This is a genomic window from Candidatus Methanodesulfokora washburnensis (assembly GCF_003947435.1).
GTDB classification, from domain to species: domain Archaea; phylum Korarchaeota; class Korarchaeia; order Korarchaeales; family Korarchaeaceae; genus Methanodesulfokora; species Methanodesulfokora washburnensis.
In genome coordinates this window covers 1-10,820 of the sequence record NZ_RCOS01000150.1, presented here as the reverse complement: position 1 = coordinate 10,820, position 10,820 = coordinate 1, and the positions used below count along the sequence as shown (strand labels likewise).

9 protein-coding genes are annotated in these 10,820 nt (G+C 43.5%); 3 read left to right on the top strand and 6 right to left on the bottom strand.

The window, feature by feature from the left end; translation table 11 throughout:
• From D6D85_RS13145 to D6D85_RS17085, 3 genes are all read right to left on the bottom strand, one after another.
• Positions 1 to 211 (bottom strand): hypothetical protein (locus D6D85_RS13145; RefSeq protein ID WP_133308324.1); only part of this gene is annotated, 211 nt, incomplete at its 3' end.
• A gap of 211 nt (positions 212 to 422) precedes the next feature.
• Positions 423 to 1,328, bottom strand: coding sequence for a DNA cytosine methyltransferase (locus D6D85_RS13140; protein WP_125672493.1), 906 nt, complete (start codon positions 1,326 to 1,328; stop codon positions 423 to 425).
• Positions 1,325 to 1,450 carry a hypothetical protein gene (locus D6D85_RS17085; RefSeq protein ID WP_272914445.1) on the bottom strand — a complete coding sequence of 42 codons (126 nt, stop codon included), beginning with the start codon at positions 1,448 to 1,450 and terminating at the stop codon, positions 1,325 to 1,327. Before D6D85_RS17085 ends, D6D85_RS13140 begins: the two co-directional genes overlap by 4 nt.
• Before the next feature lie 323 nt (positions 1,451 to 1,773).
• On the opposite strand from D6D85_RS17085, the gene D6D85_RS13135 reads away from it, so the two are divergent.
• A complete protein-coding gene (locus tag D6D85_RS13135; protein WP_125672492.1) occupies positions 1,774 to 2,625 on the top strand; it encodes a hypothetical protein in 852 nt (283 codons plus the stop codon).
• Between the two features lie 186 nt (positions 2,626 to 2,811).
• On the opposite strand, the gene D6D85_RS13130 is transcribed toward D6D85_RS13135, so the two are convergent.
• The 3 genes from D6D85_RS13130 to D6D85_RS13120 all read right to left on the bottom strand — a co-directional run bounded on the left by D6D85_RS13130 (position 2,812) and on the right by D6D85_RS13120 (position 9,199).
• Complete coding sequence (locus D6D85_RS13130; RefSeq protein ID WP_125672491.1) at positions 2,812 to 3,852, bottom strand: hypothetical protein; 1,041 nt, start codon at positions 3,850 to 3,852, stop codon at positions 2,812 to 2,814.
• Positions 3,853 to 4,042: 190 nt separating this feature from the next.
• Positions 4,043 to 5,464 carry a BREX system Lon protease-like protein BrxL gene (gene brxL / locus D6D85_RS13125; RefSeq protein ID WP_125672490.1) on the bottom strand — a complete coding sequence of 474 codons (1,422 nt, stop codon included), beginning with the start codon at positions 5,462 to 5,464 and terminating at the stop codon, positions 4,043 to 4,045.
• Positions 5,465 to 5,530: 66 nt separating this feature from the next.
• A complete protein-coding gene (locus tag D6D85_RS13120; RefSeq protein ID WP_125672489.1) occupies positions 5,531 to 9,199 on the bottom strand; it encodes an Eco57I restriction-modification methylase domain-containing protein in 3,669 nt (1,222 codons plus the stop codon).
• Positions 9,200 to 9,421: 222 nt separating this feature from the next.
• On the opposite strand from D6D85_RS13120, the gene D6D85_RS13115 reads away from it, so the two are divergent.
• Together D6D85_RS13115 and D6D85_RS13110 are read left to right on the top strand one after the other, a co-directional pair.
• Positions 9,422 to 9,862 (top strand): DUF365 domain-containing protein, encoded by a 441-nt coding sequence (locus D6D85_RS13115; protein WP_125672488.1) that lies wholly within the window; start codon positions 9,422 to 9,424, stop codon positions 9,860 to 9,862.
• 42 nt (positions 9,863 to 9,904) lie between these two features.
• Positions 9,905 to 10,732: a hypothetical protein gene (locus D6D85_RS13110; protein WP_125672487.1), complete on the top strand. Its 828-nt coding sequence runs from the start codon at positions 9,905 to 9,907 to the stop codon at positions 10,730 to 10,732.
• Positions 10,733 to 10,820 lie beyond the last annotated feature (88 nt).

Sequence of the window (10,820 nt, the reverse complement as noted above, 5' to 3'; positions counted from 1 at the left end):
AATAGGGAATTTCTTCCTCGGTTCCTTTTTCCGGAATCTCGGCCTCGCTGTCAGGATTTCTTTCCTCGCGGAATCCTTTAGGAACCAGTATCCCGGCGATATACCTGCTTCTGGGATCGGCATCAAGGATCTCCCTTACACCCTTGCTGGGACCGAGTATATCTGAGTAGAACCTTTTTACTACCTCTAATCTCAGGAAGGCGTGATCCATATGCAGGAATAAATTACATGAGGAAGTTAATAAATCTTGTCTTCATACCTCCCGCCATTCTAAGTCGTGTTTCTGGCCGAATCCTTTTCCTGCAATGTCCACAGGCAATCATATCCGAAAGCCATTCCGACGATAGTTTCCCGGAATGAGATACCTGCTAGTCCAAGAAATCCAATTTTTAAACTCAACAACATAAACTATCTTAGGCTTCCTACTCAAGAAGTGACATCAAAATTCGTGCCGCCACTTCGGAGAAGCACGGGCTGACGGTATCTGCCACCATCTGGTACCTTGTACTCATCGGTATGCCCTTAGGAAATGAGAACTCTCTATCGAATCCCATTATAAGGAGGGCCTCCTTCACCGAGATTACTCTTGTAACTCCGCCGTTGAAGGAATCCGGATGCAGGATATATGTCTTCATAACATTCCCGAAGGACGGTGCAGGCTCATCCCATCTCAGTATGTACCAGCCGTACTTTCCTGTTCTGTACTTATAAATATATTTATCTATTGTCCTAAGCTGGGGCCACACGTGATCCGGATCCTGCTGAGGATCGGTAAGAGGCCTCAGTGCCTGTCTGACGGTTTTGGGTGTTCCGGAATACTGTTCAAGCTTCTGAAAGAAAAGCTCTGCACTGCCATGCCTGATTCCAACCGTTATGAGTCTTCTCCTTTTTGTTGCCGCTCCAAATTTAGAGTAAATAACGGTTGAAAATTCCACAGAGTATCCCAGATCATTTCTGAGGGAATTCAGCTCCTTCAGAAACAGATTATCTTTTCTGAGCGGAACCACATTCTCCAGAAGAAATGCATCCGGTTTTATTTTCCTGATGTGCAGGAAAAATCTGGAAAGAAGCCCGTAATCCGGATGGATTTCCCCGCGTTTCTTCAGATTTATTGAGGACCAAGGCCTGCAGGGCGGGCCTCCGATAATGATATCATATCTCCCGTCAACAACCTTCCTTGAAAGATCCATCCGAAGACAATCCCCTACGTTATGCTTGTATGTTTTTACCGCGGCCGGCAGAATATCCACTCCAGTTACTCTGAATCCTGCACGTTTGAATCCCAGTGCCAGTCCCCCCATGCCCGAGAAAAGATCCAAGACTCTCATCCTTTCCTCCCTCTTACGCCGTATATTGTGACCGGTTTTGCATGGAACATCCGAAAAACTATTCTCCTTCCTGATCTGTTTGCATTTCTTTCACTGGATGCACGCTTTAGTGATCCTTTCAATGAGGTCTCACCTTCTTGGGCTTTACAGAAACAGGGAAATTTATAAATCTTATCTTAAAAATTAAACCCAGATATAATATATATTTCCACGGATACCGTACAAGATTTCCTTGAGATGAAGCCTGAATCAAAGCTCAAGATTATTTGTCTGAACATCTCTTTGCGGACACGGAATTCTTCGAATGAAAGTGGAAGTTAACACGTTAAATCAGGATGAAACTGGAAATAGCGGCTTCATAAAAGCATAATCTCTTTCTTTTCCCCTACCAGAAGAGTAATATAAAGGAAGCAAATTTTTATGATTCGGCTCCGGTGAGGATGACATGAAAAAGGAGAATCTTAACCTGATAGCCAGATTGGTGGATGAGATATTTCTAGATCCGAGGGCTTTAAAACTGGCCATAGAGGTTCTTAATGAGGAAAAGAGGGAGGCAGGTCTGTCGCCATCTGACCTTTACTACATAGGAATGGCTGATACCGCATCATGGTGGTGGTGCGCCAGAAAGAGCATTCTGGCAAACAAGAAGATGGAACCCGAATTCTTTCTGGCACATCTTTCCGACAGAATAGAATATTCGATGATCCTCGAGTATCTGCCCGTGGAAAGCAGATCTCTGGAGGATATAGTTCCCAGGCTTCCGGAACTTAAGTGGGAGGACATTGAACATGTTCTGAAGATAAAATCCGAGGATCTTCAGGAGATATCTGATGAGGAAGTGGATCTTCTTGCGCTGATGGAAGGAGACACTGAGGCTAAAAGGGAGGGTATAAGGGCCCATTACAGGATAGCAGAGCAATATCCCACGATCAGATGGGCTTTCAGATGGAGGGATTTCATGGTCGCAGGAGTGCCAGATGGGATAACGGACAGTTTCGTCTATGAGTTTAAGACGACAAAGGATAAGTTTCTGCTGAACTATATGAAGCCTGTTGCATTCACTCAAGCCGATTTATATGCCCATTTCTTCAGGAGACCTCTGAAAAGAGTCCAGATATATCTAAGGGAAACGGGTGAGATGCTCACCTGGACAGAGGCTGCGGATGAGGAAAATGCAAGAACAACACTTGAGAAATTCAGGGAAGCTGTAAGGGAGAATAAAGCCCCGAAAATGCCTGCAAGCTGGAAGTGCAGGAAATGCGAGTTCAAGCAGGAGTGTATCTCAAGCTTTGATTGATAAGCCTTGAAGTGAAGATTCCTTGTTTTTGTTTTAGCCTCATTATAATTCTGTTATCTATTTTTACTTTTAAAATCATAGTAATAGCAAAAATCATCCCTCAATAATAGATCTTCCACCTGTTTCCGCTTCTTTTATATTTCATTAATTCTAGAAGTTTTTTAAGCAAGATTCCCCCATACTCGACTACACGCTCAGAAACTCCTGCTCGATAGAATCAAGGATCTTACCGAGCTCCTTTGCTTCATGAATCTCTTTTATGCTATATATGTATTTTCTTATCATACCATAACAAAATTCAATATTATTCGTAAGTTCCTCTATTCTTTTTCTGATATCTTCTTTTTCTAACCCGAGAATTTCTGCTATACTCTCAGCTTCTTTCTCACCTGTAGGTGCCAGTACCTCAAGCTCAAAGATATCCAGTAAAGATTCTGGCTTAGGAAGCTCTTTTAGAATTCCCATTGTTATCCTTTTTCCAGGAATATCCTCCAGAAAAGCAAGCGAAGAGAAGTACAGGAGAGATGATTCCACATATAGCTGGAAAAGTTCGCCTAACGTTGTTCCCAACGCCTTGCTCCGGATGCTCTCGAGTTTCTCTCTCATTTTTTGTAAGTGGGCGCTTGTGTATTGCTGTAGGTATTGAGGGTCAGTGTACAGTTTGTTCTTATGCTCCAGAGTATCTATTGCCTCCTTTATGAAATACATATCTCTCGATGTAAGTTCTGGCCTTCTTTCCAGTCTTGAACAGTAGAATTCCTCATAATTCCCAAGCTGGTCAGACCTTGCCAATCCTCTAACTGTAAAGTTAGTCGATCCATAGAATTTCTGGCGGTAAATGTATCCGTCAGAGCATATGTGATAATAAAGCAAAAATTTTGCATGATTTATAAAGTTGTATAATGTAATCTCCCGCCCTTTTTTGCCATGTAGAGCTACATAGCACTTCCTTCGTAATTCATCTACAGCTTTTCTCTGCAATTCTCCTATAGCTCCCCCAAAAGCACTTGGAGCCATTGTCCTCACTATACATATGGCACCCTTCTCTGCTACTGAAGTAAGTTCCGCTACCAGCGAGCTAGCTGTTGTTATAATATAGCTCGATGCATAGATTAAAGTTAATAAGTTATCTTCTGGACTAGTTCTATTGATATGACGTTTAGCTTCGCTTAGTATCCTACTTATTACCCTTCGGGCATTATCCGATTCAGGATGCTTTATCTCCATACCTACTACCCAAGAAAAAAGATAGTTGCTATATTTATGTTTTGTCATCTGCAATTAGCTATGTAATTAATTAAATGACTGAATCTTAATGCCCTATTCTCCCTGAAACCTGAAGATGATCAGCTAAAATAACCCTTTAGCAGTTTTTAGAGAGCACAGACTAGATCTGCTTTTCCATTCTTATTCTGGACTACTTCAACCTATATTCGAGTTTCTTCTTCGGAAACTCCCCTGGAGAAAGTATGTGAAGCCAGTCACATACCTTATTCCTGTACTCCACCGCAATATCCATTATGGCTTTTAGCTCGCTCCTGCTCACATTACCGCTGGGGGCCAGCAACTTCAGCAGACCTTCCCCTATTTTCTTAACAGCCCTTTCATCCCTTATCGTGTAACTTCCTATAAGCTCGACCTCTTGATCTATTATATGTGAATAGTTGATCTTTCTCATTTCATGCAAAACCTCGCAGAAATAGTCGGATGCTATTCCGTATCCCCTTGAGAGATGCAACGCTGACATGCTTATTTTCGGAAGCTCCCATCCAGGAACCAGTCCAAAAACCCTGTCTATGATTTTCTCTGGATCCTTCTTCCTCATGTCCTCAGGCAGGACATAGGTGAACTCCTCAACCGGAGTGTACTTTCCCTCTCCGGCCTCCACCTTTACGTTACCCATGAACATTAAGGAAGCTGTGCTGACCGCCCTTTTAGGCCCTCTTTCATAATGCCCGCTCTCCATGTAGTCAGCAAGCTTTCCTATCATCTCATCAGGATTGGAGAATTTTACCTTGCTTATCTCATCCATTATTATCGCATCCTTCAATGCAAGTTCTCCCAGAGTTCTTCTTGCGATATTGTAGAACAGAGTTGCAGGGCTTATGTTTCCGCCGGAGAATATCCTAGTGTTGTAGGAGACGTTCCTGTAGAGATAGGTTTTCCCGGTCTGTTTTGGACCGAACTCCATAAGGTTTACATTGCACTCAATGAGGGGCAGCAATCTGGTCAGGAAGACGAGTTTTTGCCTCAGACTGTACCGTTCGTGGTTCAACCCTACGGTATTTATCAGAACATCAAGCCATTCCTCAAATGTGAACTCATCCCTTGCCTCCTGAAATGGCTTTATGTCCCTTGTGGGACACTGGAACGGGATGAACTCCTGTATTAAAATGGGAGTCATTCCCTCTGGAGCGCTATCGGGGGAATATACCACGGATACTAGGCCCCACATGCCCGTCATGAGGAGGTTCTCGTTTCTTGCCACAACGTTCAGATCCACCATGCAGTCCCTTATGTTGAGATTCTGGAGATGTGCTCTGTAAGTTCCGAGTTCAATATCGGTCTCGACCTTCACCTCCTCTATTAGCGTGAGCCTTCCAAGCTGCATCAAATCCGAGAGCACCTTGTCCCTCTCCCTTGGCTCGTGATAGTACTTGCTGACAAACTTGGAAAGATGCGGAAGATACTCATCCCCATATTTCTCCATGAACTGAGAGGCAAGATACTCGCTCACATACCTTGGCAGCATGAAAAGCTCCTGTCTGTTTGCAACTCTCTTATCTGTGGCCAGATCCCCGAAAACCCTCTTCACCTTATTGAATAGCTCTGTTGCCATGTGGCAGCCCCGGATCCATCCCTTGATTACCCATAAACTTTATCCCTCCGCTTTAGGAGAAGTCATTCAAGTTTCTTCGTCCAGAAGCTCGTCGATCTTGGAGGAGAGGAGATCTCTGGTCCTGCGCCTTTCCTCCTCTCTAACATAAAGGGTGAATTTACCCTCAACAACTCCCTTTGATGTGATCACCTTGTATGGAACCTCATACTCCCCGGCCTCTAACGGTTGAATCTTGATATGGAACTTATCCTCCTCTTTACTAGTCTCAAGCTTTGCTGGGATGGATGGCGGCCCAACCTCAATTACCAGCTTGTCTTTTAAGGGATTTATAACGGAGATCTCTACCACTCCGATTGCATTTGGCTTTACTACAGTGTTCAAAAAGTCCACCTTAATTTCCTCAGGCTCCTCAGTAATTTCCTCCTCTTCCTCGGGAATCTCACCCTCTTTCAGGACTGCCAAGCATTTTCTGATTTCATCTAGCTCCTCGTCAGTAATCCCGTGAAGTTGAGCAACAGTCTTATCTATTTCCTCCTCAATCTTACTTAAATCCTCTTTCAGATCTTCTCTATTTTCCTCGTAGATTTTCTTTGCTATTTCATGGGCCTTACGTGAAAGTTGAGAGAGTCTTTCATGAAGGGAATTTTTAGAGTCGAATTCTGGAATTTTAATATATTGTGTAATATGCGTTTCTTGCCTAAGCTCATAAGTATAGGATGCAATTGTTAATAGAGCTATTGATGAATTTAAAACTCCTGTAACATAATATGCCTCCTCCTCATCTTTAAAAGGAATAAGAATTAGAGAATCATTAAGAATTACTGGCCTGTTTCCAAGAAATTCTGCCTTAACAGGTTCTAAAACGGCTGAAGCAAAACTTATAGCTTTACCTGTGATAGCTCCAGCGATTCTCTTCCAAACAACTTTATATGGATAAAAAGTATAATCTCCAATATCATAGACAGAGTAGAACGGATTTCCCTTACCCCAGAGCTTATGGATAGATCTACTCTCTAGCTCTTTCTTAAAATTGCTGAAATAGCCGTAGGCTTTAGGAAAATTGATTTTTATCTCACTCTCTTTAATAGGATCTCCAGTCTCGGGATCATGTGGAATTATTATCCATCCATAGTCTCCAGCAACATACCACCTCTTAACATCCCTTCCCCTTATCAATGGATAGACCAATTCCTTTTCCACGATTTGCTCTACCTGTTTTACTGTTTTCTTCTGTCCAGGCAGTGGTGGATTTGTGATGAGCAGACCATCTGGAAGCTCAGAAGTTATCTTTATCCAGTAAACTTGGTTTAATCCTGTATAAACTCCAGCGTGAGCCCTATACCAAGGGCTACTCCCGATCACTTTCTTTATCCCTTCATAAGCTTTATCAGTTATCTGCATCCAAGGGCTTCCAGGCTTATCTTTCTCTATCGGGAGAAACTTCATGTTAAATTGCTTAGTTGTTCTCTTAACTTCCTCAAGTTCAGCCTCTTGATCGACTCCTCCACTTCTTGGGTTGTGCCATATCACACAATCAACAGGAAACTTAGTTCCTTCAGACTTCTCGATGACTACCAGCGAGGTTCTGTTGACTGCACCTTCGAATGGATAGAGGGTTACTAGATCGTGTATTTTCAGGACTTTGCATGGACATCTTATTTTTCCCCTCATCGTTCCACTTGCCAGAAATTCCCTGAATCCAGCACCTGCTTGAGTCTTGTAAACTGTGAATGGGACCAAAAAGGAAAGTCTCCCACCATCCTTCGTGAATCTATCCAAGCATCTGGCAGCAAAAAGCATCGCTATGTCCTTTTTCACTTTACCCAGTGCTGCTCCTTTGGTCCGCTTGAGCAATCCATAATCATCCCACAACTGTTTGGTGCTGTTTCTGTAAAACTCGGGCAGATTCTCCCAGTTTATCCAAGGTGGATTGCCGATTACATAATCGAATTTCTCCTGTGAGGTTAGAACAAGGGGAGCAAAGGCATTCCTTATCACCGAGACCCACACATGATTTTTCTTCTCCTCCTCAAGCCTCAGGAACTTTCCATAAAGCTCTTTTACATCATCAAGCTCCTCTCCGCTCAGCCCGATTTCCCTCTCAGCTATTTGTTTGAACTCCTCCGGCTTATATTTCAGCCTTACATACCTATCTATAGCCTCAAGCAGTTTATTCAACAACCCTCTCTCTACTATTGATCTGGGTAGCTCAAACTCCTCTACATAAGTCCTGATGACATACATCTCACCTTTAAGTGTGGATTTAGCCTCCACTAGGAGGGAATCCGCAAGATAAACTGGAATCTCCACTGGACCCTTTGCATAACTCAGCATATCTGCCATGACCAGCAGGTAGTTTGTCCTTGCTGCCAGCACAGCCAGTGGATTAAGATCGAACCCAACAACGTTCTTAAAGATGTAATTCGGCGTTATATCCCTCAGGTAGTGCTCCTCAGCGTACTCCTTTAGCCTCTTTATAGCAAGAACCAAGAATGTTCCTGAACCACATGCTGGATCCAGTATCCTGAGGCTCAGAGGGGCTAAATTATCTCCTCTCTCCTTCGCCAGCTTCTCAAAGTTTTCCAGAGTTAATTCAACTTCATCCAAGACAAGCTCCGCAAGCCAGTCAGGAGTGTAATACTCCCCCAAATCATGCCTTATCTTCCTCGGAACTAGGTTTTGATACAGCCTTTTCAGCATGTCCCTTGTGAGCTCAGGCTCTAAAACAGGCGTGGCGGGCTCATAATCGGATAGTTTCTTTGCTACATCGCACAATGCATCTGCCAGTTCCTTATCTAGCTCCTCCAGATACCATGAGAAGTAGTCTCCCTCTATGAAGTTTGTTATGTTCAGAAGATTCCTGAATATTCCTCCGCTTTCCAGCTCTGTCAATGAGCTCTTGAGAAAATCCAGTCCTTTAATGTAAGCATCCTCCAGTTCAGCTACATAAGACTTCAGGAACCTACCCGCTCCGTACAAGTAGGCGATCTCAGCCGCCAATAGCTTCATGAAGAAGGCATAGTACGTGTGTATGGAGAACAGTAAGGCATCGTAGTTCACTGGATTGCTTACTTCATACTCCGCCTCCAGCCCTTTCAGCTTATCCGGGCTGTATGCACATACCTGTGAGAATACCCTTTTCCAATCGTTAAACAGTGCCTCTACCTTTGGATTTTTGCTTGTTAAAAGCTTGTTGTAGAGGACTTTAACTGCCTTTCTCGTTGTGGCACTTTTAGGACCAAAGTCCTCCAGCAACTCCTCTGTGCGCAATTTCTTCCTTCTGAGTCCCCTTATTGCCTCAATCAGCCTCAGTATGGATTCCCTGTTGAGATCATATGGACCTCTCAGCAACCAGTCCTTGGTCTTTGGGTCATACCTGACGAAGGCTATCCTGTCGCAAAGTATAACACCTAGAAAGAGCTTATACCTCCCCTCCACCTCAGCTTCCTTCTTTATATAACCTATCAGCTGCTCCTTAGCACTGGCTATATCCTGCGGTCTGGAAAGCTTTCCTGGAGCCTTATACTCTATTATAAGGTGACCATAGAGAGCATCAGCCCTCCCTCCTGATACAAAAGTGTACTCAAATCTCCCTGGCTGGAGACCCAGCTTGGATATGACTTCATTATAAAGAACTCTCTCCGCATTTATCTTAAATTCCTCCTCGTTTTTAGCTTCAGCAGCAATGGCCTTAAGTTCTGCCAGAACCTTGTCGACATCCACTTGCATATCCATCCGCTGGATCACCCATTTTCATACTTCGCATAATTTTGCCAGAGAACAGACTAAAACCTTTTTCTTTTAAGAAACTTTTCACACTCCTCCAAGCAAATTATGATTGTGTATTATACCGTTTGCTATAAATAGTCTAAAGTGATTGCTTTCAGCTTCCTGTTCTTAATACTCAGAGAAGATAAATTATTTATTTTTCTTCCCACTAAAAATCTGGGTGTTATATTGAGCGAGATCATGGGTGTGATATACCCTGTGCCCTCCAATCTGTTGCAGAGGATATTTACCGGCAAGGATGTGTTCATAAAGCACCCAACATGCTTCAAGCAGCTCAAGCCGGGACAAAAGATCCTTTTCTACTCATCCCACGAGATAAGGGGCATTGTGGGAGAAGCTACAATAAAAAGGATCGAGATGATGAAGCTCGATGACATATACAGGAAATATGGAGAGAGGGTTTTCATAACAAGAGAGGAGGCAAGAAGCTACTCAAGGCCCTTAAAGGACAGGAAAAAGGGAGGTTCAGGCAGGGATGTGACATTTCTGGTTTTGGAGCTTGAGAACATAAGGAAGTATGAGAAGGCAGTGAAGCCGAAGAGGTTCATAACAGTGGGAGGGAAGTACCTGACAAAGCAGGAGTATGAGAGCATAATAAGGTCTCAATAATTTGCCGAAAAGTTTTTCCGAGTTCTGCCCCGTTTATTATCAATGCCCAATGTATTTCTAGCTCCAGGTCTTGCAGCTCATATACGAAGAAGTATAGAGGAAGGAGTTTCTCTTGAGGAAATAAACCCAAAGAAACAGAATCTTATCAGATTAATTGGGAAAATAAGGCCTCCTATCAAAATGTGGGCTGTCAAGCAGTCTATCAAAAACAAGTGGAAGAATGTTAAGGAAGGGGATATTATTCTCTTCTACAGTGGGGGCAAGTTTATCTTCAGGGGGGATGTAGCTTTCACCTATCCCTTGAAGGAGTCAGAGGAACAGCTGAATGAAGCAAGAAGGATAGCTGAGATTGTGTGGGGAAGGGATGCAAGAGATGGAGAGACATGGCCCTACCTCATATTCCTATCTAAAACAGAGGAGGTGGATATTCCGCTGGATCAGTTGAACAGAGCAGCCGGTTATCATGAGAAATATGTCGTGAATGGATTCACAAGGGTGAGAAATCCCGAAGGTGTTCTTAGTCTTCTTGAGGAGAAATACAGAATTTCTGAGAAGAAACCAAGGGCAGAAGTTGTGGAGGATGAGCATGACAAAATAGTCCAGTACATATATGAGATAGGGGAGATGATAGGGTACCAGCCCGAGAAGAAGTGGAGGGTGGACAGATCTGAGTACGATGTAGTCTGGCATAGGCCTCCAAGAGAGGGACCTCGTTGTGTCTTCGAGGTTCAGGTTAGAGGAAGCGTTGAAAGCGCTCTTCTAAAGCTTAAGGATGCATGGGACAGATGGGGCTCCACAGTTTTTCTGATATCATCACCAGAGCAGATAGAGGATGTAAAAAAAGAAGCATCTCAGAGGATCCCTTCATGAGCTGGTTGAAGAAAATGCTATTGCCCTCGTTACCTTCCAGGAGATAGAGGAGTTTCACAGGTTCAAGATGAAGTATGAATGGCTGGAG

Coding starts and splice junctions, on each gene's coding strand:
- D6D85_RS13140 (WP_125672493.1), bottom strand. CDS start 1,328: ATGAGAGTCTTGGATCTTTTCTCGGGCATGGGGGGACTGGCACTGGGA.
- D6D85_RS13135 (WP_125672492.1), top strand. CDS start 1,774: ATGAAAAAGGAGAATCTTAACCTGATAGCCAGATTGGTGGATGAGATA.
- D6D85_RS13130 (WP_125672491.1), bottom strand. CDS start 3,852: ATGGAGATAAAGCATCCTGAATCGGATAATGCCCGAAGGGTAATAAGT.
- brxL (WP_125672490.1), bottom strand. CDS start 5,464: ATGGCAACAGAGCTATTCAATAAGGTGAAGAGGGTTTTCGGGGATCTG.
- D6D85_RS13120 (WP_125672489.1), bottom strand. CDS start 9,199: ATGGATATGCAAGTGGATGTCGACAAGGTTCTGGCAGAACTTAAGGCC.
- D6D85_RS13110 (WP_125672487.1), top strand. CDS start 9,905: ATGCCCAATGTATTTCTAGCTCCAGGTCTTGCAGCTCATATACGAAGA.